General features: G+C 69.6%; 25 protein-coding genes and 1 pseudogene. 24 read left to right on the top strand and 2 right to left on the bottom strand.

The features are described 5' to 3' along the window. The first annotated feature begins 243 nt into the window (after nt 1-243). The 22 genes from FOH10_RS21310 to FOH10_RS21205 all read left to right on the top strand — a co-directional run bounded on the left by FOH10_RS21310 (nt 244) and on the right by FOH10_RS21205 (nt 23,529). Nucleotides 244-1,503 carry an ammonium transporter gene (locus FOH10_RS21310; RefSeq protein WP_051037559.1) on the top strand — a complete coding sequence of 420 codons (1,260 nt, stop codon included), beginning with the start codon at nt 244-246 and terminating at the stop codon, nt 1,501-1,503. A 3-nt stretch (nt 1,504-1,506) separates the two neighbouring features. Then, a complete protein-coding gene (locus FOH10_RS21305; protein ID WP_029930039.1) occupies nt 1,507-1,845 on the top strand; it encodes a P-II family nitrogen regulator in 339 nt (112 codons plus the stop codon). 107 nt (nt 1,846-1,952) lie between these two features. Beyond that, nucleotides 1,953-4,451: a [protein-PII] uridylyltransferase gene (locus FOH10_RS21300; RefSeq protein ID WP_143982061.1), complete on the top strand. Its 2,499-nt coding sequence runs from the start codon at nt 1,953-1,955 to the stop codon at nt 4,449-4,451. 197 nt (nt 4,452-4,648) lie between these two features. Continuing rightward, the gene (locus FOH10_RS21295) at nt 4,649-4,918 is read left to right on the top strand and encodes a hypothetical protein (RefSeq protein WP_425326096.1); all 270 of its coding nucleotides are present in this window, start codon (nt 4,649-4,651) and stop codon (nt 4,916-4,918) included. A 66-nt stretch (nt 4,919-4,984) separates the two neighbouring features. Then, a complete protein-coding gene (gene ffh, locus FOH10_RS21290) occupies nt 4,985-6,556 on the top strand; it encodes a signal recognition particle protein (protein ID WP_143982060.1) in 1,572 nt (523 codons plus the stop codon). Between the two features lie 22 nt (nt 6,557-6,578). After that, nucleotides 6,579-7,673: an amidohydrolase family protein gene (locus FOH10_RS21285; RefSeq protein WP_143982059.1), complete on the top strand. Its 1,095-nt coding sequence runs from the start codon at nt 6,579-6,581 to the stop codon at nt 7,671-7,673. Nucleotides 7,674-8,165: 492 nt separating this feature from the next. Beyond that, nucleotides 8,166-8,603: a 30S ribosomal protein S16 gene (rpsP, locus tag FOH10_RS21280; protein WP_029930033.1), complete on the top strand. Its 438-nt coding sequence runs from the start codon at nt 8,166-8,168 to the stop codon at nt 8,601-8,603. Continuing rightward, complete coding sequence (locus tag FOH10_RS21275; protein ID WP_029930032.1) at nt 8,603-8,845, top strand: RNA-binding protein; 243 nt, start codon at nt 8,603-8,605, stop codon at nt 8,843-8,845. Before rpsP ends, FOH10_RS21275 begins: the two co-directional genes overlap by 1 nt. After that, a complete protein-coding gene (gene rimM / locus FOH10_RS21270; RefSeq protein ID WP_143982058.1) occupies nt 8,846-9,382 on the top strand; it encodes a ribosome maturation factor RimM in 537 nt (178 codons plus the stop codon). It abuts the gene before it with no gap. 5 nt (nt 9,383-9,387) lie between these two features. Next, nucleotides 9,388-10,071: a tRNA (guanosine(37)-N1)-methyltransferase TrmD gene (trmD, locus tag FOH10_RS21265; protein WP_039816346.1), complete on the top strand. Its 684-nt coding sequence runs from the start codon at nt 9,388-9,390 to the stop codon at nt 10,069-10,071. Nucleotides 10,072-10,191: 120 nt separating this feature from the next. Continuing rightward, nucleotides 10,192-12,588, top strand: coding sequence for a Tex family protein (locus FOH10_RS21260; protein WP_143982057.1), 2,397 nt, complete (start codon nt 10,192-10,194; stop codon nt 12,586-12,588). A 448-nt stretch (nt 12,589-13,036) separates the two neighbouring features. Continuing rightward, nucleotides 13,037-13,897 (top strand): hypothetical protein, encoded by an 861-nt coding sequence (locus FOH10_RS21255; RefSeq protein WP_143984238.1) that lies wholly within the window; start codon nt 13,037-13,039, stop codon nt 13,895-13,897. Nucleotides 13,898-14,107: 210 nt separating this feature from the next. Further along, the gene (gene rplS, locus FOH10_RS21250) at nt 14,108-14,449 is read left to right on the top strand and encodes a 50S ribosomal protein L19 (RefSeq protein WP_029930025.1); all 342 of its coding nucleotides are present in this window, start codon (nt 14,108-14,110) and stop codon (nt 14,447-14,449) included. Nucleotides 14,450-14,545: 96 nt separating this feature from the next. Next, the gene (gene lepB / locus FOH10_RS21245) at nt 14,546-15,334 is read left to right on the top strand and encodes a signal peptidase I (protein ID WP_039816093.1); all 789 of its coding nucleotides are present in this window, start codon (nt 14,546-14,548) and stop codon (nt 15,332-15,334) included. Nucleotides 15,335-15,517: 183 nt separating this feature from the next. Next, on the top strand, nt 15,518-16,168 hold the full coding sequence (locus tag FOH10_RS21240; protein WP_039816341.1) for a ribonuclease HII: 651 nt from the start codon (nt 15,518-15,520) through the stop codon (nt 16,166-16,168). Nucleotides 16,169-16,221: 53 nt separating this feature from the next. Next, nucleotides 16,222-16,527: a DUF2469 domain-containing protein gene (locus FOH10_RS21235; RefSeq protein WP_011210678.1), complete on the top strand. Its 306-nt coding sequence runs from the start codon at nt 16,222-16,224 to the stop codon at nt 16,525-16,527. 431 nt (nt 16,528-16,958) lie between these two features. Continuing rightward, entirely contained in the window at nt 16,959-17,324 is a 366-nt protein-coding gene (locus tag FOH10_RS21230; RefSeq protein ID WP_143984237.1) for a YraN family protein, read from the top strand. Further along, complete coding sequence (locus FOH10_RS21225; protein WP_029930017.1) at nt 17,324-18,832, top strand: YifB family Mg chelatase-like AAA ATPase; 1,509 nt, start codon at nt 17,324-17,326, stop codon at nt 18,830-18,832. The genes FOH10_RS21230 and FOH10_RS21225 overlap by 1 nt, the downstream gene beginning before the upstream one ends. A 707-nt stretch (nt 18,833-19,539) precedes the next feature. Beyond that, complete coding sequence (gene dprA / locus FOH10_RS21220; RefSeq protein WP_425326165.1) at nt 19,540-20,712, top strand: DNA-processing protein DprA; 1,173 nt, start codon at nt 19,540-19,542, stop codon at nt 20,710-20,712. Nucleotides 20,713-21,321: 609 nt separating this feature from the next. Continuing rightward, complete coding sequence (locus FOH10_RS21215; protein WP_143982055.1) at nt 21,322-22,245, top strand: tyrosine recombinase XerC; 924 nt, start codon at nt 21,322-21,324, stop codon at nt 22,243-22,245. A 105-nt stretch (nt 22,246-22,350) separates the two neighbouring features. Then, the gene (locus FOH10_RS21210) at nt 22,351-23,127 is read left to right on the top strand and encodes a siderophore-interacting protein (RefSeq protein ID WP_143982054.1); all 777 of its coding nucleotides are present in this window, start codon (nt 22,351-22,353) and stop codon (nt 23,125-23,127) included. A gap of 90 nt (nt 23,128-23,217) precedes the next feature. Next, nucleotides 23,218-23,529 (top strand): nuclear transport factor 2 family protein, encoded by a 312-nt coding sequence (locus tag FOH10_RS21205; RefSeq protein WP_029930010.1) that lies wholly within the window; start codon nt 23,218-23,220, stop codon nt 23,527-23,529. Here the strand turns inward: FOH10_RS21205 and FOH10_RS21200 are convergent. After that, nucleotides 23,520-24,041 (bottom strand): DUF1990 domain-containing protein, encoded by a 522-nt coding sequence (locus FOH10_RS21200; protein WP_143982053.1) that lies wholly within the window; start codon nt 24,039-24,041, stop codon nt 23,520-23,522. The genes FOH10_RS21205 and FOH10_RS21200 overlap by 10 nt on opposite strands. Before the next feature lie 260 nt (nt 24,042-24,301). Here FOH10_RS21200 and FOH10_RS21195 point away from each other — a divergent pair, with 260 nt between their 5' ends. Both FOH10_RS21195 and FOH10_RS35795 read left to right on the top strand, forming a co-directional pair. After that, nucleotides 24,302-24,658, top strand: coding sequence for a YidH family protein (locus FOH10_RS21195; RefSeq protein WP_143982052.1), 357 nt, complete (start codon nt 24,302-24,304; stop codon nt 24,656-24,658). Next, nucleotides 24,655-24,993: a DUF202 domain-containing protein gene (locus FOH10_RS35795; protein WP_186000951.1), complete on the top strand. Its 339-nt coding sequence runs from the start codon at nt 24,655-24,657 to the stop codon at nt 24,991-24,993. The genes FOH10_RS21195 and FOH10_RS35795 overlap by 4 nt, the downstream gene beginning before the upstream one ends. A 38-nt stretch (nt 24,994-25,031) precedes the next feature. Here FOH10_RS35795 and FOH10_RS35790 read toward each other — a convergent pair. After that, nucleotides 25,032-25,505, bottom strand: a pseudogene (locus FOH10_RS35790) (M23 family metallopeptidase); the annotation flags it as partial. Nucleotides 25,506-25,632: the final 127 nt, after the last annotated feature.

The following is a 25,632-nucleotide window of genomic DNA, read 5'->3' as shown; positions in this document are numbered from 1 at the left end:
ATCCTCACAATGTGTTCGTAACAGCCGTGCGAATCGGGAAACACGCTGGCAACAGTGCAATCTCATCCGTTCACCTAGGCGAAACGCCGAAGGATCACGGATGAAACACCGACTGAGGACCCTCGTTGCAGGCTTCGTTAGCAGTACACCGGCGAGGCCCGAGATGAGGAGGACAAGGTGGTGGATCCCGTAATCCTGGCGGGCGCTGAAATCGGCGCGCCCGACACAGGTGACACGGCCTGGATGCTGACAAGCGCGGCCCTCGTGCTGTTGATGACCCCCGGGCTCGCGTTCTTCTACGGCGGCATGGTCCGTAGCAAGAACGTGCTCAACATGATCATGATGAGTATCAGCGCCATGGGCATCGTCACGGTGCTGTGGGTGCTGTACGGCTACTCGGCCGCATTCGGCACGGACAAGGGCAGCCTGCTCGGCGACCCCGCCGAATACTTCGGCCTACGGACCCTGATGTCCGGCTTCGGTGAGGAATCGGCCGGTGTGCCGCTGGTCGGCACCGTGCCCGCGACCGTGTTCGTGGCGTTCCAGCTCATGTTCGCGATCATCACCGTGGCCCTGATCTCGGGTGCGGTCGCCGACCGGATGAAGTTCGGCGCCTGGATCCTTTTCGCCGCGGTCTGGGTGACCGTCGTCTACTTCCCGGTCGCGCACTGGGTCTGGGGTGGCGGCTGGATCATGGAGAAGGTCAAGGCCATCGACTTCGCCGGTGGTACCGCCGTGCACATCAACTCCGGTGCCGCGGCGCTGGCGCTGGCGATCATCCTCGGCAAGCGCAAGGGTTGGCCGCAGACGCCGTTCCGCCCGCACAACCTGCCCTTCGTCATGCTCGGCGCCGGTCTGCTGTGGTTCGGCTGGTTCGGCTTCAACGCCGGTTCTGCGGTCGGGGCCAACGGCGTCGCCGGTGTCACCTTCGTCACCACGGTCGTCGCCACCGCCGCGGCCATGCTGGCCTGGTTGCTGGTGGAGAAGATCCGCGACGGCAAGCCCACCTCGCTGGGCGCGGCCTCCGGCATCGTCGCGGGCCTGGTGGCCATCACCCCGGCCTGTGCCTCGGTGAACATCGTCGGTGCGCTGGTGGTCGGCGCGGTGGCGGGCGCGATTTGCGCGCTGGCCGTCAGCCTCAAGTTCAAGTTCGGCTACGACGACTCCCTCGACGTGGTGGGCATCCACCTGGTCGGCGGTGTGATCGGTACCGTGCTGGTCGGATTCGTCGGCACCGCCGATGCGCCCACCGCCGTCGACGGCCTGTTCTACGGTGGTGGTGTCGACCAGCTGTGGCGGCAGATCGTGGGTGCGGTCGCGGTGCTGGCCTACTCCTTCGTGGTCGCCGCCGTCATCGCCTTCGCGATCAAGGCCACCATCGGCCTGCGGGCCGACGCGGAAGCCGAGTCCGCGGGCATGGACGAGTCGGAGCACGCGGAAACGGCATACGATTTCGCTGCTGTGGGTGGCACGACACGTACCACCGCCGTCAAGGAGGCATGACGCATGAAACTGATCACCGCAATCGTCAAACCGTTCACCCTCGAGGACGTCAAGTCCGGGCTCGAGCAGGCCGGCGTGCTGGGCATGACGGTCAGCGAGGTCCAGGGTTACGGGCGACAGAAGGGCCACACCGAGGTCTACCGCGGTGCGGAGTACTCCGTGGATTTCGTCCCGAAGGTTCGGGTCGAGGTGGTCGTGGACGACGCCTCCGTGGAGAAGGTCGTCGAGGTCATCGTGGAGGCCGCGCGCACCGGCAAGATCGGTGACGGCAAGGTCTGGGTGACCCCCGTCGAGTCGGTCATCCGGGTTCGCACCGGCGAGCGCGGCTCCGACGCGCTGTAAGCGGACAGCAGCTCGAGCGGCGGCCCCGCTCCCGCCGGACCGGTGGGAACGGGGCCGCACTCATGTGACGGGTCGGCACGCCGACGCGCGGCGGCAGGACAACTGAGATGGGTGGTGTGGTCGTGGGTTTCGAGCGAGCGCGAAACGAACAGGTCGCGGGTGGTGTGGTCGCCAACGGGGCGTCGGATCTGGTCCGTGCCCGCGATCAACTGCTCGGGGAGGCGGGCAGGAATGCGGGCGGCGGTGCGCGCACGCCGCGCCTGGACTCCGAGGCGCTGCGCCAGGCGCTGGTCGACCTGTTCGAATTGTGGTTGACCACCAAGGGTTCCGAGGTCGGCATCACTCCCGACAGCGGCCTGGCGGTGGTGGCGGTGGGCGGCCTGGGCCGCCGCGAGATGCTGCCGTACTCGGATCTGGATCTGGTGCTGCTCTACGACGACGTCGATCCGCAGCGCGTCGCCGAGGTGGCCGATCAGCTCTGGTATCCGCTGTGGGACGCCCACATCAAACTCGATCACAGTGTGCGCACCGTCCCGCAGGCGCTGCGGGTGGCCGCCGACGACCTGACCGCCGCGCTCGGCATGCTGGAGGCGCGGCATATCGTCGGCGACCAGGCGCTGAGCGATCTGCTCGTCAACGGGGTGCGCCGAGACTGGCGCAGCGGTATCCGCTCCCGCTTCGACGGTCTGCTCGAGCAGGCCGAAACCCGCTGGCGCCGCAGCGGGGAGATCGCGCACCGCGCCGAACCCGATCTCAAGAACGGCCGCGGCGGACTGCGCGATATCCAACTGCTCGACGCCCTCGCCATCGCCCAGCTGACCGACGCCATGCCGGGGCTCGGTCCGGACGTGCCGGGCGGCGGGCTCGAACTCGCGCACCGGCGGCTGCTGGACGTGCGCACCGAACTGCACCGGGTGGCCGGGCGCGGGCGTGATCAGCTGCGCGCTCAGGACGCCGACGAGATCGGCGCGGCGCTGCGCATCGGCGACCGCTTCGATCTGGCCCGCACCCTGTCGGACGCGGCCCGCACGGTGAGCTACTCCGTCGACGTCGGGCTGCGCACCGCGGCCAACGCCCTGCCGCGGCGCGGACTCGCCCGGCTGCGCCGCATGCCGGTACGGCGACCACTCGATGAGGGGGTGGTCGAACACGCCGGTGAGGTGGTGCTGGCCCGCGATGCTCGCCCGCAACGCGATCCCGGACTGATCCTGCGGGTGGCGGCGGCCGCCGCGCAGACCGGACTGCCCATGTCGGCCACCACGCTCAACCGGTTGTCCGAGGACGCGCCGGAACTGCGCGAACCGTGGCCCAAGGAGGCGCTCAACGACCTGCTGGTCCTGTTGGGCTCGGGGCGCAACGCGGTGGACGCCATCGAGGCGCTGGATCGAACGGGCCTGTGGGGCAGGCTGTTTCCGGAGTGGGGTGTGGTGCGGGATCTGCCGCCGCGCGACGCCATCCACACCTGGACCGTGGACCGGCACCTGGTGGAGGTGGTGGTGCGGGCCAGCGCGCTGTCGACGCGGGTGTCCCGTCCGGACCTGCTGCTGCTCGGCGCGCTGCTGCACGACCTGGGCAAGGGCCGGCCCGAGGACCACAGCGTGGTCGGCGCGGAACTGGCCACCCAGATCGGTCGGCGGCTGGGGCTGTGGCCCTCCGACGTGCGGACGCTGTCGGCCATCGTGCGTCACCACCTGCTGCTGCCCGAGACCGCCACCCGCCGCGATCTCGACGATCCGAACACGGTGCTGACGGTGGTGAAATCCCTCGACGGTGACGCACAGCTGCTGGAGTTGCTGCACGCGCTCGCCGAGGCGGACGCGCTGGCCACCGGACCGGGCGTGTGGAGCGATTGGAAGGCCTCGCTCATCGCGGAGCTGGTGCGCCGCTGCCGCCTGTCCATGGCGGGGGAGGACCTGCCGGAACCGGATCCGATTCCGGCAGAGCTGGTCGCCAAGGCCGAGGCGGGCGGGGTGCACGTGGACCTGCGCGCGGGGGACGGGCGCTACACCCATGTGGTCACGGTCGTGGCCCCCGATACGCCCGGGCTGCTGTCGGATGCGGCGGGCGTGCTGGCCGTGCATTCGCTGCGGGTGCTGTCGGCCTCGCTGGGCGGGGCCGGGGAATCGGCCATCGACACCTTCGTGGTGGCACCGCGATTCGGTGATCCGCCGGATCCCGGTCTGCTGCGACAGGAATTGATCCGGGCGCGCAACGGCGATTTGGATCTGGCGGGCGTGTTGGCGCGTAAGGAACGCGAGGCGGGCGGGGTGCAGCGCAGTCCCTACGCGCAGGCGGCGCCGCGGATCATCTGGTCCGAAACGGCCGATCCGGGACGGGTGCTGCTGGAATTGCGCGCCGAGGACAGAATCGGATTGCTCAGCCGTTTGGCGGGCGCGCTGGCCCGGGTGGGCGCTAATGTGCTCTGGGCGAAAGCGGTGACTCTCGGCGCGGCCGTGGTGGACGTATTCTGCCTGGATCTGGGCGCGGGGGATACGCCGGAGCGGCGGGCGGAGATCGCGGCGGCGCTGCTCGCGGTGGTGCCACCGCAGCAACCGAAGAAATCGCTCGAATCGGACACGGAAATGGGTTCCGGCAGAGTTTTCTGACCAGTCGCCATGTTGTTGGATTAACTGGCAAACCCCGCGTTTGCCAGTTAATCCGATCGTTGCGTGCAATTTGCTGGAATAGGTATGGGTACCCCGTTCCGCGCCTTAATATCCCCCTCTAGAGAAAGCTATCGCGAGCATGAGGGGAGCAGTCGGTGGCAATTGAAGTGGTGTCGGCGTCAATGATGACGTCGGACTTGACCCAGCACATCGCGCGCTGTGTCGGCGGCGACCGCTGGGTCGTTTCCTGGTTGCCCGGACGCACCCTCACCGGACAGCAGGCGGTGACCGCCATGACCATCGCCTCGACCGTCGCCGTCCAGCCGCCCACCGAGGCCGAATGGGCGCTGCTGGACGGGCTCGCCCTCGAACTCGGCCTCACCGCGCGCGAGGCGGTGGGCATGGTGGTGCAGGAGAACCACGACCTGTGCCGGCCCGCCACGGCCGCGCGCCGCAACCTGGAATAACTCTTCTCCGCCGGTCCCACTACCCTGGTACCCGAGTGACGTCCCTCGAGATCAGGAGCGCGATCGGTGTTCGAATCCCTGTCCGACCGGTTGGCCGGTGCCCTCAAGGACCTTCGTGGCAAAGGGCGACTGTCACCGGCCGATATCGACGCGACCGCGCGTGAGATCCGGCTGGCGCTGCTCGAGGCCGACGTCGCGCTGCCTGTCGTGCGCGGTTTCATCGCCAAGATCAAGGAACGCGCCAAGGGCGCGGAGGTCTCCGCGGCGCTGAACCCGGCCCAGCAGGTCGTCAAGATCGTCAACGAGGAACTGGTCAACATCCTCGGCGGCGAGACCCGGCGGCTGCGGTTCGCCAAGAACCCGCCGACCGTCATCATGCTGGCCGGTCTGCAGGGTGCCGGTAAGACCACGCTCGCGGGCAAGCTCGCCAAATGGCTGAAGGGGCAGGGGCATCAGCCGCTGCTGGTGGCCTGCGACCTCCAGCGTCCGGGCGCCGTCACCCAGCTCCAGGTCGTCGGCGAGCGGGCCGGTGTGCCGGTCTTCGCACCGCATCCGGGCACCTCCATCGGCGGTGGCGACAACCCGCTCGGGATCACCGCCGCCGATCCGGTGCAGGTGGCGCAGGCCGGTATCACCGAGGCGAAGCAGAAGCAGTACGACGTGGTCATCGTCGACACCGCGGGCCGCCTCGGCATCGACGCCGAACTCATGGCGCAGGCCGCGGGCATCCGCGACGCGGTGCAGCCCGACGAGACCCTGTTCGTGCTCGACGCCATGATCGGTCAGGACGCGGTCACCACCGCCGAGGCGTTCCGCGACGGCGTCGGATTCACCGGCGTGGTGCTCACCAAACTCGACGGCGACGCCCGCGGCGGTGCGGCGCTGTCGGTGCGCGAGATCACCGGCCAGCCCATCCTTTTCGCCTCCACCGGTGAGAAGCTCGAGGACTTCGACGTCTTCCACCCGGACCGCATGTCCAGCCGCATTCTCGGCATGGGCGATCTGCTCACCCTGATCGAGCAGGCCGAGCAGGTCTACGACCAGAAGCAGGCCGAGGAGGCCGCCCGCAAGATCGGCTCCGGTGAGCTCACCCTCGAGGACTTCCTCGACCAGATGCTCGCCATCCGCAAGATGGGGCCGATCGGCAACCTGCTCGGCATGCTGCCCGGCGCCGGTCAGATGAAGGACGTCCTGGCTCAGGTCGACGACAAGCAGCTCGACCGCGTCCAGGCCATCATCCGCGGTATGACGCCCGCCGAACGCGACAACCCCAAGATCATCAACGCCTCCCGCCGCCTGCGCATCGCCAACGGCTCCGGCGTCTCGGTCTCCGAGGTCAATCAGCTCGTCGACCGTTTCTTCGAGGCCAAGAAGATGATGGGCATGATGAGCCGCCAGTTCGGCCTGCCCGGCTCCCGCGGTGGCGGCGGCAAGGGCAAGAAGGGGAAGAAGGGCAAGAAGGGCGGCCGCGGACCGACCCCGCCGAAGGTCAAGGGCGGCTTCCCCGGCATGCCGGGCCTGCCGGGCGGTATGCCCGCGGGTATGCCCGATGTGTCGAACATGCCCGCCGGGCTGAACGAATTGCCGCCGGGGCTGGAGGGGTTCGATCTGTCGAAGCTGAAGTTCCCGAAGAACTGAGGGCTCTCGACAGGAGGTCGGCATGCGGCTGCGGGGAGCGATACTGCCGGACGGGGACGTCCGCGAGCTGTGGGTGCGCGACGGCCGGATCAGCTTCGAGCCGGTGCCCGGAGCTGAAACCCTGTGTGACAGCGGCTGGATCGTGCCCGGACTGGTGGATGCGCACTGCCACGTGGGCATCCGCTACGGCGGCGGCCACGAGGATCACGCCGGGGCCGTGGCCCAGGCCGAGACCGAACGCGATGCGGGTGCGCTGCTGCTGCGCGACGCCGGTTCCCCCATCGACACCCGCTTTCTCGACGAGCGCGAGGATCTGCCGGAGATCATCCGCGCGGGCCGCCATATCGCCCGTCCCAAGCGCTATATCCGCGAACTCGGCATCGAACTCGACGACGAGCGCGACCTGCCGGAGATCGTCGCCGAACAGGCCCGGCGCGGCGACGGCTGGGTCAAGATCGTGGGTGACTGGATCGACCGCTCCGTCGGTGACCTGCGGCCGCTGTGGAGCGACGCCATCCTGAAGGAGGCCATCGACGCCGCCCATCGGGAGGGGGCCCGGGTCACCGCGCATGTGTTCGGCGAGGACGCCCTCTACGGCTTGCTGGACGCCGGAATCGACTGCATCGAACACGGCACCGGGCTCACCGACGACACCATCGCGTCGATGGCCGCCCACGGCACCGCGCTGGTGCCGACCCTCGTCAATATCGACACCTTCCCCGGAATCGCCGACAGCGCAACCAAATTCCCCACCTACGCCGCCCATATGCGCGACCTGCACCGCCGATCCCGCGACACCGTGGCCAAGGCGCACGACGCCGGAATCCCCATCTACACCGGCACCGACGCGGGCGGTTCCATTCGGCACGGCCGCATCGCCGACGAGATCACCGCCCTCATGCACGCGGGGCTGTCACCGCACGACGCCCTGGGCGCGTCCTCCTGGAATGCCCGTGCCTGGCTCGGTCGTCCCGGTATCGAACCCGGAGCCCCGGCCGACCTCGTCGTCTACGAGCGGGACCCGCGTACCAATCCGGAAGTCCTCACCCACCCGACCTGGGTGGTCCTGCGCGGCCGGGTCTACGCCCGCCACACGCCGGTCACCGGTCACCGCTGAGCCGGAAATCTTCGGAATCCGCCACGAACCAGAAGTGAATCATTCATGCTTCACATGTTTGTGTAGCTCCAACCTGATGAGGTGAACACCGTGGGGTCCGTGGAAAGCCTGCTCACGGCCGTACTGGCCGGTTTGATCGTGAAGTTCCTGACCGGCAGCGCCGACTGACGATGCCGCACCCGCAGCCCATCGCGGTCGCCGACCCGGTGGGCTGCCCGTGGTCACCTCCGTAGTCGACGGCGGGCGGCTGTGCGGACCGCAGGGTGATGCGCGGGGCGCCGGCGAGGCCGATTTCCGCGGCGTCCGCGGTGTCTGGCAGAATGGACGACCGTCCTCATCGAGGACAGTGTCAGCCCGTCTCCGGTTACGTACCGCGCGGCGGTCACAACACTCAACGCAAAACCGGGTCCGCCCTCGGGTGGGCTGCTGAATTGCGGCCGTGACCACTTCAGGCTGTCCTTCGGGGCTGCCGAAAAACGAAAGGCGCAGCACATGGCTGTTCGCATCAAGCTGACCCGTCTGGGCAAGATCCGCAACCCGCAGTACCGCGTCGTCATCGCCGACGCGCGTACCCGCCGTGACGGCCGGGCCATCGAGAACGTCGGCAAGTACCACCCGAAGGAAGAGCCCTCGCTCATCGAGATCGATTCCGAGCGCGTGCAGTACTGGCTGAGCGTCGGCGCGCAGCCGACCGAGCCGGTGAAGCGGCTGCTGGAGATCACCGGCGACTGGCAGAAGTTCAAGGGCCTGCCGGGCGCCGAGGGCACCCTCAAGGTGAAGGCCGCCAAGCCGTCCAAGCTGGACCTGTTCAACGCCGCGCTGGCCGCCGCCGACAACGAGCCGGTCACCGAGGCCGTCACCCCGAAGAAGAAGGCCGCCAAGAAGGACGAGGCCGCCGAGGCCGAGGCCGCCACCGAGGCTGCCGAGTAATGAGTGCCGTTGTCGCCGATGCCGTCGAGCACCTGGTGCGCGGCATCGTCGCCAATCCCGACGACGTCCACGTCGAGCTGATCACCAGCCGACGTGGCCGGACCGTCGAGGTGCACGTGCACCCGGACGATCTGGGCAAGGTGATCGGCCGCGGCGGACGCACCGCGACCGCGCTGCGCACCCTGGTCGCCGGGATCGGCGGTAAGGGCATCCGCGTCGACGTTGTCGACACGGATCAGTAGATGGAACTGGTCGTCGGGCGGGTCGCCAAATCGCACGGGGTGCGTGGCGAACTCGTCGTGGAAGTCCGCACCGACGAACCGGAGCTGCGGTTCGCGCCCGGCAGTGTGCTGAAAGGCCGGCTGCCGCGGGCGACGGCGACCCAGGAGTACGTGGTGGAGTCGGCCCGGGAGCACTCGGGCCGGCTCCTGCTGCGTCTGGTGGGCGTCGACGACCGCACGGCGTCGGATGCGTTGCGCGGCACGCTGTTCGTGGTGGACACCGCCGATCTGCCGCCCTCGGCGGATCCGGACGAGTTCTACGATCACGAACTCGAGGGGCTCACCGCGACCCTCACCGACGGCACCGTCGTCGGCACCGTGGCCGAGGTGCTGCACTCCGCCGCCGGAGAACTACTGTCGATCAAGGCGTCCGAGGCGTTCCCGCCCGCGGGCCGGGAGATCCTGGTGCCGTTCGTCACCGCCATCGTGCCGACGGTGTCGGTGGCCGAGGGCCGGATCGTCCTCGACCCGCCCGAAGGGCTGCTGGACGCGGAGTGAGCGCCATGCGTATCGACGTCGTCACCATCTTCCCCGAATATCTGGAGCCCCTGCGAACGGCCTTGCTGGGCAAGGCGGTCGAGAAGGGCATCCTCGAGGTCGGCGTGCACGATCTGCGCGACTGGACGCACGACGTGCACAAGGCCGTGGACGATTCGCCCTACGGCGGCGGCCCCGGCATGGTCATGAAACCCGTGGTGTGGGGTGACGCGCTGGACGCGGTGTGCCCGGACGACGCGCTGCTCGTGGTCCCCACCCCGGCCGGGGTGCCGTTCACCCAGGCGACCGCCCGAAGATGGTCCGCCGAAAAGCATCTCGTCTTCGCCTGCGGCCGCTACGAGGGCATCGACCAGCGCGTGTTCGACGACGCCGCCCGCCGGGTGCGGGTCGAAGAGGTGAGCATCGGCGACTACGTGCTGATCGGCGGCGAGGCCGCGGTCCTCGTGATGACCGAGGCCGTCGTCCGCCTCGTTCCGGGCGTCCTGGGCAATCAGCAGTCCCACGAACAGGATTCGTTCTCCGACGGTCTGCTCGAAGGGCCCAGCTACACCCGCCCGGTCTCCTGGCGCGGTCTGGACGTCCCGGACGTCCTGCTCTCCGGCAATCACGCCAAGATCGACGCCTGGCGTCGCGAACAATCGTTGCGGCGCACCCGGGAACGCCGCCCCGATCTGCTGCCGCCGGACTGACTCGTCGCCGCGCCGTGCCGTCGGCTCGCGGATTCGGCCCACCGGTTTCGCGTGCCGCCACGGCGCTTCGGGAGTGGCACCTCGACGCGGCGTCACCCGCCGCGGGTAGTGTCTGCGGGCGTGACGACAGCCTCCGAAACCGTCAACGCAGACAGCACCGGAACTCCGAGCACCGTCGGGCTGGCGAGCGTGAGCCGCCGGATCGCCGATGAGCTAGGGGTGCGGGACGAGCAGGTGCGTGCCGCAGTCGAACTACTCGACGGCGGATCGACCGTGCCGTTCGTCGCGCGCTACCGCAAGGAGGTCACCGGCGGACTCGACGACGCCCAGCTGCGGCAGCTCGACGAACGCCTGCACTACCTGCGCGAACTCGACGAGCGCCGGGCGTCGATCATCGAATCCATTCGCGGCCAGGGCAAATTGGACGCCGAGCTGCACGCGCAGCTCATGCTCGCCGAGACCAAGGCGCGGCTCGAGGACATCTACCTGCCGTACAAGCCCAAGCGGCGCACCAAGGCGCAGATCGCCCGCGAGGCCGGGCACGAGCCGGTGGCCGACGCGCTGCTGACCGACCCGACCACCGACCCCGCCCAGTACACCGCCGAACAGCTCGACGGCGCCCGCGCCATCCTGGTGGAACGCTTCGCCGAGGATGCCGACCTGGTCGGTGAACTGCGTGAACTCATGTGGAGCCGGGGACAGATCACCTCCACCGTGCGCGCGGGCAAGGAGGAGGCGGGCGCGAAGTTCGCCGACTACTTCGACTTCAGCGAGCCGTTCGAGAAGCTGCCCTCGCATCGGATCCTGGCGCTGCTGCGCGGGGAGAAGGAAGAGGTGCTCACCCTGCATCTCGAACCCGATGCGGAAGAGCCCGCCCCCGGTGAACGCACCATCTACGAGGGCCGGATCGCGCACAAGTTCGGCATCGCCGATCAGGGGCGCGCCGCCGACTCCTGGCTGCTGGACACCGTGCGGTGGGCGTGGCGCACCAAGCTCCAGGTGAGCCTGGGCATCGACACCCGGATGCGGTTGCGGCAGTCCGCCGAACGCGACGCCGTGGACGTGTTCGCCGCCAACCTGCGCGATCTGCTGCTGGCCGCGCCCGCGGGCACCCGCACCACCATGGGTCTGGATCCGGGCTACCGCACCGGCGTCAAGGTGGCCGTGGTGGACGGCACCGGCAAGGTGGTCGCCACCGAGGTCATCTACCCGCACAAGCCGCAGGGGCAGACCGAGAAGTCCCTGGCGGTGCTGGGCGCACTGGTCGCCCGCTTCGGGGTGGAGCTCATCGCCATCGGCAACGGCACCGCCTCCCGGGAGACCGATGCGCTTGCCGCCGAACTGATCTCGCGCATTCCGGAGAACAAGCCCACCAAGATCGTGGTGTCAGAGGCGGGCGCGTCGGTGTACTCGGCGTCGGCGTACGCCACCCAGGAGCTGCCGGATCTGGATGTGTCGCTGCGCGGTGCGGTCTCCATCGCTCGCCGTCTCCAGGATCCGCTGGCCGAGCTGGTGAAGATCGATCCCAAATCCATCGGCGTCGGTCAGTACCAGCACGACGTGTCCGAAACCCTGCTGGCCCGGTCGCTGGGCGCGGTGGTCGAGGACGCGGTGAACGCGGTCGGGGTGGATGTGAACACGGCGTCGGTGCCGCTGCTGTCGCGGGTCTCCGGTATCGCCGGCTCGCTGGCGGAAAGCATTGTGGCCCATCGCGATCAGAACGGCCCGTTCCGCAGCCGGGCCGCGCTCAAGGAGGTGCCGCGCCTGGGCCCCAAGGCGTTCGAGCAGTGCGCGGGCTTCCTGCGCATCCGCGGCGGCGAGGATCCGCTCGACACCTCCGCGGTGCACCCGGAGGCGTACCCGGTGGTGCGGCGCATCCTCGACTCCACCGGCCGGGGTATGGCCGAGTTGATCGGCAACACCACGGTGCTGCGCGCACTGCGGCCCGCCGAGTTCACCGATGAGAAGTTCGGTGTTCCCACCGTCACCGACATCATCGCCGAACTCGAGAAGCCCGGCCGCGATCCGCGCCCGGAGTTCAAGACCGCCGAATTCGCCGCCGGTATCGAGAAGGTCGCCGATCTGAAGCCGGGCATGGTGCTCGAGGGCGTCGTCACCAATGTCGCCGCCTTCGGCGCATTCGTCGACGTCGGCGTGCATCAGGACGGTCTGGTGCACGTCTCGGCCATGTCGCACAACTTCGTCAAGGATCCGCGCGAGGTCGTCAAATCCGGTGACGTGGTGAAGGTCAAGGTGCTCGAGGTGGATGTGCAGCGTCAGCGCATCGGCCTGTCGCTGCGCCTCGACGACGAGCCGGGTCAGGCCAAGCAGGCCGACGGCGGCCGTCCGCGCGGCCAGGGCCAGCGCGGCTCGAACGGCGGCGGACGTCCGCAGCAGCGCGGCGGCCAGGGCGGCAATCGCGGTGGTCAGGGGCGCGGCGGTCAGGACCGCCGCAACCAGCCCGCGCCGAGCGGGGCCATGGCGGATGCCTTGCGCCGCGCGGGATTCGGCAAGTAGACCACACCGGGTAGACGGTCGGCGGACCGAGGGCCGCGGTTACCGCTCGGATGTCGAACGGCGCCGGAGCGTCGGTCGCCGCGAGTAGCCCTCGTGGCGGCGTCGCGGTTGGCCCGCCACCGTACTGGCGGTGGCGGGCATCGCGCTCGTCGGCAGGACACCCGCCGCTGGCCACCACCCCGCCGCATTCGTGCGGACAGTCGGGACCCGCGGGACCGTCCTACGGCCACACGGGATCACAACCGCAGTCCGGATCCGCCGCGGCGGCTGAGCGGACCGCGCCCGCGTCGTCGGCCGCACCCGCGTTGCTGGCCGGTGGCTCGCGACCCCTGCACAATGGGCAGGGCGGTCCGGTGCTCGGCGGCCGAACGGATCGTGACGACGGCGCGTGCCGTCGGCGGCCGCACAGGTGGGCACGGAGCGGAGAGTCAGCGGGCTGATGGACGAAATGCGGCGGTGGCTCGATGATGTCGTGATCCCGAACGGACGATTGCCGCTGCTGTGCCTGCTGTTCGGCTTCATTCTCGGATTCGTGCTGATCCGCGTCAGCGTCCGGTTGATCCGGGCGAAGGTGCGGTGGTGGCCGGGGAACGTGCGGGCCGGGGACACCCATATCCACCACATGGTGTTCGGTGTGATCATGGTGTTGGCCTCCGGGGTCGGCCTGGTCACCATGTACGAGAGCGGTGTCGGCACCATCAGCGCGCTGGCCGCGGTGTTCGGCGTGGGGGCGGCGCTGGTGCTGGACGAGTTCGCGCTCATCTACTACCTGCGCGACGTGTACTGGGAGGAGCAGGGGCGCACCTCCGTGGACGCGGTCTTCGTGGCCGTGGCGGTGACCGGGCTGCTGCTGCTCGGCTTCCATCCGCTGTGGCTGCTGGATCTCAACAATGTCCGGCACGAGCCGGATACGGCGGCGCGGGTGCTGGTCGGCGTGTTCGCCATCACGAACCTGCTGCTCGCGGCCATCGTCATCGCCAAGGGGAAGATCTGGACCGGTCTGTTCGGCATGTTCTTCCCGCCGCTGCTGGTCATCGGCTGGCTGCGCCTGGCCCGCCCCGGATCACCGTGGGCGCGCTGGCGCTACGGGTCCCGTCCGAGGACCATGCGGCGCGCCATCATTCGCGAGCGGCGATACCGGCGGCCGGTCATCCAGGCCAAGATCTTCGTCCAGGATCTCATCGCCGGGAAGCCGGATCTCGTCCATGTGCGGCAGGCCACCGAGGAGGAGTTGGAGCACACGGTGCTCCCGGCCCCGTCCGCGCCGCCGCCGACGCATCGGCTCGGTAGCCGGAAGGTCGCCGACTGAGCTGCCGGGCCGCGCGGCCGGTGCCGCGCGCCGATATCGGTGACGAAGGCGACCCGATTACCGGGGCGGCCCGGCCATCTGGCACAATGCTCAGGTTGCCTTGGGCGCATCGCGCCCGACGCACCGCCCAATTATCCGGAGTACGAACCGGTCGAGCGCAACCAGTGCCGCCAGGTTCCTCTGCTCGCGCGAACTTCCCAAAGGACGGACATGAACACCCTCGACTTCGTCGACGAAAAGTCGCTGCGCAGCGATATCCCCGAGTTCCGCCCGGGTGACACCGTGAATGTGCACGTGAAGGTCATCGAAGGCAACAAGGAGCGCATCCAGGTCTTCAAGGGCGTCGTCATCCGGCGTCAGAACGGCGGCATCCGCGAGACCTTCACCGTGCGCAAGGTGTCGTTCGGTGTCGGCGTGGAGCGCACCTTCCCGGTGCACAGCCCCAACCTCGACAAGATCGAGGTCGTGACCCGCGGTGACGTGCGTCGCGCCAAGCTGTACTACCTGCGCGACCTGCGCGGCAAGGCCGCCAAGATCAAGGAAAAGCGCTGAAGTAGCTTTCCCGAGCAGCCGCAACGGCGCTCACCGGAACTGCCGAGTAGCCCGGCACCGCACGGTTCGTCGCGGTGCCGGGCTACTCTGTTCCGCGTGGCAGACGAGAGCGACTCGGTGAACCTTTCCTCCGACGACGGCCAGCCCAGGAGCCGGTCGTCGCGGAAGGGAAAGAAGGAGAAGAAGCAGCGGCCGTTCTGGCAGGAACTGCCGCTGCTCATCGGTATCGCGGCCATCATCGCCGCCGTGGTCGTGACCTTCATCGGTCGCCCCTACGTCATTCCCTCGCAGTCCATGGAGCCGACCCTGCACGGCCGCAACGGCACCGGCGACCGCATCTACGTGCAGAAGCTGAGCTACTACTGGAGTGATCCCCAGCCCGGTGACGTGGTGGTCTTCGTCGGGCCGACCGACTCGTGGAACCAGCACTATCGGTCGATCCGCTCCGAGAACACCGTGGTGCGCGGGGTGCAGAACTTCTTCTCCATCTTCGGCCTGGTGCCGCCGGATGAGAACGACCTGGTCAAGCGGGTGATCGCGGTCGGCGGGCAGACCGTGCAGTGCTGTGACGACCAAGGTCGGGTGATCGTGGACGGCAAGCCGCTGGACGAGCCGTACGCGCAGTACCTGTACCCGTATGTGCCCGGTCTGCCGTACGGCCGCCAGAACCCCCAGGGGCGGGAATTCGGACCCGTCACCGTGCCGGAGGGCAACCTGTGGGTCATGGGCGACAACCGCAACGAGTCGGCCGACTCCCGCGCCCATATGGACGACGAACTGGACGGCACCGTGCCGATCGACGATGTGCGCGGCAAGGCGGTGGTCAAGATCTGGCCCCTGAGCCATATCGGACTGATCCGGTCGCAGAACCCCCAGACCAACTGAACACGGAGAGATAATCGACCGGTGGGGACTTCGGGCAATGGCGCGGCCCAGGGTGCCGCGCGCGACGGTATGCGCAGGTCCGCCGCTGCACGGGCCGGTGGCGGGACGACTTCCAAGAACGCGAAGACGCGGAGCGGCAAGAAGATTCGCTGGGAGGGCGGTGACTGGCCGCCGCGGGTGGTGATGCGCCGGGCCGGTGGGCTACGCACCCTCGAATCGGCGTTGATCCGCGGCGGCCTGGGTCCGGTCGCCGGGGTGGACGAGGCCGGGCGCGGCCCCTCCGCCGGACCGCTGGTGGTCGCCGCCTGCCTGCTCCCGCCCAAACCGCTGCCCGCGTTGGCCGGACTCGACGACTCCAAGAAGCTCACCGAAGCGGTGCGGGAGGAGCTGTTCCCGGTCATCCAGCGGGTGGCGCTGGCATGGCGGGTGGTGGTGATCCCGGCCTGGGAGATCGACGCCATCGGCATCCACGTGGCGAATATCGAGGGCATGCGGCGCGCGGTGGCCGGATTGGATCCCGCGCCCGGGTACGTGCTCTCCGACGGGTTCCGGGTCCCCGGCCTGCCCGTACCCTCGCTGCCGGTGATCGGCGGCGACGCCTCGGCGGCCTGTATCGCGGCGGCGAGTGTGCTGGCCAAGGTCACGCGCGACCGCATGATGGTGGAATTGGACGGGCAGTTCCCGGGGTACGGTTTCGCCGCCCACAAGGGCTACAACACCACCGAGCACACCGAGGCGCTGAACCGGCTCGGCCCCACCTCCGAGCACCGTCGATCGTGGCGAAACGTACGAGAGACCGGCCGGGTGGCTACCGATACCGCGTATGCGGGATGATGTTCTGATAAGCCAGTGTGGCCAGTGTGGCGAGAAGGAGGATTTTCCACCCGATGAGCGCCGAGGATCTCGAGAAGTACGAAACCGAGATGGAACTCTCGCTGTACCGCGAGTACAAGGACATCGTCGGCCAGTTCTCGTACGTGGTGGAGACCGAGCGCCGCTTCTACCTCGCCAACTCGGTCGAGCTGCGGCCGCAGAACGCGGACGGCGAGGTGTACTTCGAGGTGCGGATGTCCGATGCGTGGGTCTGGGATATGTACCGGCCCGCCCGCTTCGTGAAGCATGTTCGAGTCATCACCTTCAAGGACGTGAATATCGAAGAGCTGGAGAAACCCGACCTGCGGCTGCCTGAGTAGGCGGTCCGGAGGCCGGGTTGTCCACAACCCGGCCGACTATCCCCAGACTTTCTGTTTTCCCAGCTCGGCGTGGGCGGGACCATCGCGGTCCCGCCCACGCTGGTCGTATGGCACAGAAACCGCTGGCACAGCATCCAGCGCTCGAGGGCGCACATACACCGGTACTGCTCCCGGACGGTGGTCCGCCGGGGGGTGGTGTGCTGGGAGGCGGTGTGCTGAGCAGCGATCCGCCGACCGCCGGTCTGCCGGGTGCGGTCCCGCCGGGTGGCGGGCTGCCAAGGGGTGGTCTGCCGGGTGGCATTCCGCTAGGCGGTGATCTGCCGGGTGCCGTTCCGCCGACCGGTGGGGCGGCAGGGGCTGTGGCGCGCGGTCGGGGTGGTGGTGGCGGGGCGCACGACCGCGTTACCGGTGGTGAGCCGCGTGATCGAGTTCTGGACGGTGGGCCGCACAATCAGGTGCTGGGTGCGCGCGGGGAGGAGCTGGCGGCGCGGTACCTGCGGGCCGCGGGTATGGAGGTGCTCGCTCGCAACTGGCGGTGCCGTTACGGCGAACTCGACCTCATCGTGCGTGATGCGGAGGTCACGGCCTTCGTCGAGGTGAAGACGCGCAGCGGTGTCGGGTTCGGGCTGCCTGCCGAGGCGGTGACCTTCACCAAGCAGCGGCGCATCCGGCAGCTGGCGCTGCTGTGGTTGCGGGAGCAGACCGGGCCATGGCTGCGCATCCGCTTCGACGTGGTCTCCGTGCTGCTGCCGCCCGGCGGGGAGCCGGAGATCACACATCTGCCGGGGGTGTTCTGATGCCGCTGGGGCGGGCGTATTCGGTGGCGGTCGCGGGGGTGGACGGGCAGCTGGTCGAGATCGAGGCCGATATCGGGCAGGGGCTGCCGTCCCTGCACCTGGTGGGGCGGCCGGACACCACCTTGCAGGAGTCACGGGATCGGGTGCGGGCGGCGGTCACCAACTCGGGGGAGCGGTGGCCCGACGGGCGCGTGGTGCTCGCGCTGTCACCGGCGACGCTGCCCAAGGTCGGCAGCGTGTACGACCTGGCACTGGCCACGGCGGTGCTCGATGCGGCGGGCGCGGTGCCGGTCGACCGGCTCGCCAAGGCAGTGCTGCTCGGTGAGCTGGCCCTCGACGGGCGGGTGCGCCGGGTGCGGGGCGTACTGCCCGCCGTACTGGCCGCGCGCACGGCCGGACGGTCCACGGTGGTGGTGCCCATGGCGGCCCTGCCCGAGGCCGGACTGGTGGACGGCATCGAGGTCTTGGGCGCGCCCACCCTGCGCGCGCTGCTGGACTGGCTGCGAGGCGACGGAGATCTGTTCGCCCCCGACCGCGTGCAGCCCGCACCGACCTGGACCGGTGGTGATCTCACCGAGGTGGTCGGTCAGGACGAGGCGCGGTGGGCGCTGGAGGTGGCCGCCGCGGGCGGGCACCATCTGCTGCTCACCGGCCCGCCCGGCATCGGCAAAACCATGCTGGCCCAGCGACTTCCGGGGCTGCTGCCGCCGCTGAGCGAACGTGAGTCGCTCGAGGTGACGGCCATCCACTCGGTGGCGGGCACTCTGTCGGGCAACCATCCGCTGATCACGGTCGCACCTTTCGTCGCGCCGCATCATTCGTCATCGGTGAGCGCCATGGTGGGTGGCGGCTCACCCTCGGCCCGGCCCGGGGCGGTCAGCCGGGCGCACCGCGGCATTCTCTTCCTCGATGAATGCGCGGAGGTTTCCAAGGCTGTATTGGAAGCTCTCCGAACGCCTTTGGAAGAAGGCGAGGTGCGCATCGCGCGGCGCGACGGGGTCGCGCGCTTCCCCGCGCGGTTCCAGCTGATCCTGGCCGCGAACCCGTGTCCGTGCGCACCGGCCCGCGATATCGACTGCATCTGCGCCCCTTTGGCCCGCCGCCGTTACCTGGGCAAACTGTCCGGCCCGCTGATGGACCGCATCGATCTCTGGGTGCAGATGCACGCGCAGGCGGCGGGTGCGTTCAGCGGCGAGAAGGCCGAGAGCAGCGAAACCGTGCGCGCCCGCGTCACCGCCGCCCGCGAGGTCGCGGCCAACCGCTGGAAGGCGGTCGGCTGGTCGCTCAATGCCGAGGTGCCGGGACATGTGCTGCGGCAACGCTTCCGGTTGCCACGCGAGGCGCTGGCCCCGGTGGAGAACGCGCTCAAACACGGCCGGATGTCCGCACGCGGTGCGGACCGCGCCATCCGCGTCGCCTGGACCATCTGCGACCTGCGCGGCGGCGAGGTGCCCACCGCGCAGGATGTATTGCAGGCATTGACCTTTCGGCAGCGGGGAACATCATGAGCGAGCCGCAGCCTGCACCACGTCCCACGCCGTATGCGTTGCCGCTGCCTGCACCACGTCCTACACCGTGTTCGATGCCGTTGCCTGCACCGCCTCCCACACCGTGTCCGACGCCGACGCCGACGCCGACGTCTATACCGATGCCGGATTCCGATGCGTGTGCGTCTGCGTCTGGATGTGCGGCCGCAGGGGTAGGGACGGGCACGGGTGGCACGGATGCGGGTTCGACCGAACCAGATACAGGGTCAGCCGCTTCCGGTTCGGGTACGGCCGACCCAGGCACCGATACGGGTGCGTGGCAGACTCGCGCGCCGGATGGTCGGGATACCGCGCTCCGTCGCCAGCGGGACACCTCCGATACCGACGTGGCCAGTGCGGCAAGCGAGTTCCGCACGAGAGTCACAGCGAGCGCGAGCGGGATGGTGAGCGCGAGCGGCGTGGTGAGCGCGAGCGGTGTGGCGGGTGCGAGCGGCGTGGTGAGCGCGAGCGGTGTGGCGGGTGCGAGCGGCGTGGTGAGCGCGAGCGGTGTGGCGGGTGCGAGCGGCGTGGTGAGCACGAGCGGTGTGGCGGGTGCGAGCGGCGTGGTGAGCATGAGCGGCGTGGCGGGTGCCACGGGAGTGCAGGGTGGGTTGGGCGCGGCGCGGGAGGCGGGGGTGTTGGGTGCGGTGAGCGCACGCGCTGCGGTGGGTGGAACCGACGTTGCCGGCGTGCCGTTGAGCACCGAAACCGTTGTACCTGACGTTGATTCGGAGGCTCGTCGGTTGGCGTGGGTGTACCTGTCTCGGGTTGTCGAAGGGCCGTGCGCGCCGCTCTCGGCGCTGATCGAATCGGTCGGGGTGGTCGAGGCCGCGCGGGCGGTGCGGGAGTGCGCGTTACCGGACACGCTGCGGGGTCCGACCGAGTCGCGGAGGGGAATCGACAGGGCCGAGCGGGATCTGGAGCTCATGGAGCGGATCGGTGGACGGGTGGTGACGCCCGATGACGCCGAATGGCCCGCGTGGCGGGTGCTGGGATTGAGCCAGCTCGATCCGGGTGCGGACGAGGGCGGCGCGGTGCCGCTGGTGCTGTGGGTGCGCGGGCCGCGATCGTTGGCGGAGTGCACGGAGCAGGCGGTGGCAGTGGTCGGCGCGCGGTGCAGCACCGGGTACGGGAACCAGGTCACGGGCGAGATCGCCGGTGAGCTGGCCGCTCGTGGGTGGACGATCGTCTCCGGTGCCGCCTTCGGCATCGACGGCATGGCGCATCGGGCGGCGCTGGCGGCCGGGGGCGTCACGGTCGCGGTCCTGGCATGCGGGGTCGACCGCCCGTACCCCGTACAGCACGACCGGCTGCTCGCCGAGATCGCCGACACCGGGCTGGTGATCAGCGAGTACCCGCCGGGCGTCACCGCGCGCAAGCACTACTTCCTCGCCCGCAACCGGCTCATAGCCGCTTTTGCAGACGGTGTGGTGGTGGTCGAGGCCGGGCTGCGCAGCGGCGCCCGCAACACCGTGAAGTGGGCGCGCCGCCTCAGCCGCCCCGCCCTCGCCGTCCCCGGCCCGGTGACCTCGGCGGCCTCGGTCGGCTGCCATCGCATGATCCGCGAGGGCGAGGCCCTGCTCACCACCGGCGCGGAGGACATCGTCGACGAGGTGGGCCCACTCCGGCTCTCCCTGCCGCGCAGTGTCCCGCCGAACCCGGAGGACAACCTGACCGGCGACGAAGCCGCCGTCTACACGGCCCTGCCGACAACCGGATCCCGCCTGCCCCGCCTGCTGGCCGAGCACGCCGGACTATCCGTACCCGCCGTCCGCGCCGCCCTGTGCGCCCTGGAACTGGCCGGTCTGGTGTCCTGCGACGAGAACGGCTGGTACCGACTCGCCGTCGCCGCGCGCCCGTGAACATGCCGGTCACGCCGTGGTTCGGCGGTCCACTGTCCCTGCCGTCGCGGCTGATCCGATCAACTACGCCCGTGTCGTCCACGGTCGTGTCGCCCGTGTCGCCCACGGTCGTGTTGCCCGCGTGCGCGTGCCCGCCGCGTACGCGTGCTCCACCGCCGTGACGTACCAGTCGCCGATGATCCCCTCGTTAGTCTGCTGTGCTACCGGCGAATACGAAGCCTGGCAGGACACCCTGGAGCCGGACGGGTTCACCCCGGAGGACTTGCGCGACGCCGTCTACGGTGTATTGATCGCGCAGTGGGCCGGATGTTTGGCGGAGTGCGGAGCCGGAAGCCGACGGCGTCGGGACCGGCCGTCGCGCCCGTCGTGCTCGTGGTGCATGATGCCGCCGAACGTGGTGCCGGAGCGGCCCGACAGGAACCGGACAGTTGAGAATCGGCCGCGTCACGGTCGGCCGACGCGGTGCCACGGCACTCGCAGCGTCGCACAGCGGAAGGCCGCCGGCCCCGCGGCTGGTGGTCGGCGTAGCGGTGTGCTGCTTCGCGCCGCCGCGTGGTCCGGTGGCGCGTCGCTTGCGGGAGTGGCCGGGGGAGGGGGAATCATGGGGATATGAGTGGTCTGCCCGAGGATTTGGATGCGTTGCTGGTGGAGTACGGGCGGCATCTGCGGCTGGGGCGGAACCGGTCGGAGCATACGGCGCGGGCCTATGTGGGGGATGCGCGGTCGCTGCTGGAGCATTTGGTGCAGCGGTCGGCCGACTCCGGAGTGGGGGAGGTGGACGTGGCGCTGCTGCGGTCGTGGTTGAGCGCGCAGGCGGCCAAGGGGGCGGCGCGGACCACCATGGCGCGGCGGGCGTCCTCGGCGCGGACGTTCACCGCCTGGCTGACGCATACGGGGCGCTTGGCGGTCGATCCGGGGCCGCGGCTGGGGTCGGCGCGCGCACATCGGGTGCTGCCCGCGGTCTTGGGGCGCGAGCAGGCGCGGTCGGCCATGGATGCGGCGGAATCCGGTGCGGCGCAGGAGGATCCGCTTGCCCTGCGGGACCGGCTGATCGTGGAGTTGCTGTACGCCACCGGAATTCGGGTGGGCGAGCTGTGCGGGCTGGACGTCGACGACGTCGATCGGGAGCGTCGACTGGTGCGGGTGCTGGGAAAGGGCAACAAGGAGCGGTCGGTGCCCTTCGGCGGCCCGGCGGACACCGCCCTGGAGAACTGGTTGCGGCGGGGCCGCCCCGCCCTGGCCACCGCCGATTCCGGCCGTGCCCTGCTGCTCGGCCGCCGTGGCCGCCGCCTCGACCAGCGCCAGGCCAGAACCGTTGTGCACGAGGTGATCTCGGCCATCCCCGGGGCTCCCGACATGGGGCCGCACGGCCTGCGGCACACCGCCGCCACCCATCTGCTGGAGGGCGGCGCGGATCTGCGTGTCGTCCAGGAACTCCTCGGCCACGCGAGTATGGCCACCACGCAGCTCTACACCCACGTCTCCATCGACCGTTTGAAGAAGGTGCACGACCAGGCTCACCCGCGCGCCTGAGGTCGCTGTGATCCATCCCTCACCGTCGTATCGCGACTGTATCGGCGAACTATCGTCAGCCAGGCGTATGGTTTGTTAGGTAATCCTAATACGGAGGTGATTCACTTGGCTCGTCCCGCACGTCCTCGGACGAAACTCGTCGTCCAGAGCACCACCCGGCTCACCGACCACCTGATTCGCGTACACCTCGGCGGTCCCGAATTCGCCACGTTCCAGCCCAACGATTTCACCGACGCCTACGTCAAACTGCTGTTCCCGGGCGAGGACGGCGCGACCATGCGCACCTACACCGTGCGCTCGGTCGACCCCCAGGCCCAGCAGATCGCCATCGACTTCGTCTACCACGGCGATGAGGGTGTGGCCGGACCCTGGGCGGCGACCGCCCGCCCCGGCGACGTCATCGAGATGTTCGGTCCGGGCGGCGCGTACGCTCCGCGCCCCGACGCGGACTGGCATCTGCTGGCCGGTGACGAATCCGCGCTGCCCGCCATCGCGGCGGCCTGTGCGGCCATGCCCGCCGCGGCCGTGGGCCGTGTCTTCGTGGAAATCGCCGGTCCCGCCGACGAACTCGACTTCGAACGCCCCGACGGCGTCCGCCTCACCTGGATCCATCGCGGCACGGCCGCGCCGGGGGAGAAGCTGGTGGCGGCCGTTCGCGCGGAACCGTGGCTCGACGGGCAGGTGCAGGTGTTCATCCACGGTGAGGCCCAGGCGGTCATGCATCAGCTGCGGCCCTATATCCGCAAGGAGCGCGGCATCTCCGCGGAGTGGGCGTCCTCCATCTCCGGCTACTGGCGGCGCGGCCGTACCGAAGAGGGCTTCCGTCAGTGGAAGTCCGATCTGACCGAGCGCGAACAGGTGGAGGCCGCCGCGGCTCGGTAGGGGCGCTCACATCGGTTGCGGTACGTTAGCTGAAGGTAGTGCAGTCGTACCTGACCGGAATGTGTGAACACCGAGTCGAAAGGGTTTGCGATGGCCGACCAACTCGATCCCGTGGTGCGGCGGTTCGTCGACGCGCTCAATGCGGGCGACCGCGATGCCTTCTACGGGGTGCTGACCGCCGACGCGACCATGTCCGACGACGGGTCCGACCGCGATCTACGGCAGTGGACCGCGAGCGAGATCTTCGATACCGCCGGACGGATGGACATCCAGTCGGTGAGTGAAGGCGGGCGGGCACTGGTGGCCGACTACTCCAACAGCCGCTGGGGCGCCATGCGCACCGCCTGGCGGTTCGAGGTGGACGGCGACAAGATCAGTCGATTCGAGACCGGTCAGGCCTGACCGGGGCGGACGGCGTCGATGTACCGACCCGCTATGTAGCGCTGGATGATTCGCACCGCCGGGCCACCCAGCCTGGTGTACCAGGTGCCGGGCCGGGAGAACGCCGCGACCACGCCGTACACCGACTCGTCGGCCGGGTCGTACTCGACGGCGAACAGCTCCTCCCCGCACTCCGGATGCCCGGGCAGGGTGCCGTAGGCGAAGCCGAGCCGGTTCGGTTCCGCCAGTACATAGACGACCTGGCACGGCGCGACGATGGCGACCGGTCCGGCCCCGAGCCGGACCGTGAGCCGCGTCCCCACCTCGGCGACCGGCGTACTCGCCTCCCGGAAGATCCCGGTACCCCGCTGCATGCGATACGCCCGAATGTCCGCACCCGCCCGCTCGAACAGCTCCCGCCCGGACCCGATCCGGCGGCGAATCCGGAAATGGTGGTAGCCGGACGGGAACTCACCCTTGGTCGCACCGACCTCGGGATAGGTGAACGGGGTGGGGGCGGGACGGATCGACATGGCTCCATCCTGCTGTCGGCAATCGCGTCGGGCCAACGCGGCAGGGAAGCTACGGCGGCTCCGTGGCCGAATTCCATAGCTGCCGCGCGCTGCTCCGGTGCCGAGACGGATCGTTGGCCAACACCCCCCATCGGCCACTGCGAACACGTGCACCGGCAGCCGTAGGTCGCTCGCTGCGGGGCACGGTCAGATGCCTGCTCGCAGCGGACTCGCCGACGTGTGCTCCGACATCGGCTCGGCGGCCGGGGGAGACTGGTGCCATGAGTCACCCCACGCCCGTGGACGACGACGAACAAGAGGTGGACTACCGCTTCACGCTCGCCAATGAGCGCACCTTTCTGGCTTGGATACGGACGGCTCTGGGTCTGCTGGCGGGTGGTGTGGCGGTGCACGAGTTGGTGCGGCCGTTCCGGCATCACGGGCTGCGCACGGCGGTGGGGATGAGCTGCATCGTGCTCGCGATCGCCATCGCGGTGGGCGCCTACGGGCGCTGGCGGCAGGTGACGGCCGCCATGCGGCGCGGCGATCCGCTGCCGCGCACGGTCATGGTGCCCATCCTGTCGGCGGGCATCGCCGTCATCTCGGTGCTGTCGGGTATCGGAATGCTGTTGTCGTGAGCGGAGTTCCGACGACCGAACAGGGCCTCCAGGCGGAGCGGACCGCCTTGGCGTGGTGGCGCACCGCCGTGGCCGCCATGGCGAATGTCGTCCTCCTGCTGCACGCGGCCGCGGTCAGCGGTTGGCGGCCCGCGGCCGTCGCCCCGGTAGCCGCGGCCTTCGCGCTCGTCCTGGTGGTGGCGGTCGGGGTGCGCCGCGCACACATCCTGCACACCCGCCCCCGGGCGAACTGGAGCGACGGTCGATTCGCGGTGGTCGTGGTATCCCTCGCCATCATCGCGGTCACCTGCGTGGTAGCGGTGTTCACCCTGGGACTGTCGCGGCTCGAACCGTGACCTGCGTCGCGGCCCTGCGTTCCGCCGGTGATGTCGGCCAGTGGCTTCAAGCGCAGCGGTGTGGGGCTGACCAGCGGCAGCGGGTCCAGGTACGTCCGTCCGCGCCGCAGTCCCCAGTGCAGGCAGACCCCGGGGCAGCCGTGGTCGCCGCGCTCCAGGACGCCGAGCGCGCTCCCGCGCGTCACTCGCCGTCCCGCCGCCGTGGTGGCCCGCACCGGCTCGTAGGTCGTGCGCAGGCCGCCCGCGTGGTCCACCGACACCACGGGCTTGCCCGCCACCGTTCCGGCGAAAGCCACCACTCCGTCGGCCGCGGCGAGCACCGGTTGTCCGGCGGCGCCGGCCAGATCCACCCCGCGATGTCCGGGTAGCCAGTCGTGCTCCGGATTGTCGAAACCCCGCACGACCGCCGGGCGCGGACGCAGCGGCCAGTCGAACGCATCCTTCGGAGCGGCCGATCCGGTGGGCGATGCCGCGGCGGTCAGTACGAGCCAGCTGAGGCCGACCCGGCTCAGCACGTGCCGGTGGAGGGCAACCCGGCTCAGCACGTGCCGGTGGAGGGCAACCCGGCCCAGCTCGAGCCAGTGGAGAGCAACCCGGCTCAGCACGAGCCGGTGCAGAGCGACCCGACCCAGCACGAGC

The sequence above is a fragment of the Nocardia otitidiscaviarum genome (assembly GCF_007362295.1).
Taxonomy (GTDB): Bacteria; Actinomycetota; Actinomycetes; order Mycobacteriales; family Mycobacteriaceae; genus Nocardia; species Nocardia otitidiscaviarum.
This window is presented reverse-complemented; position numbering and strand designations above follow the sequence as displayed.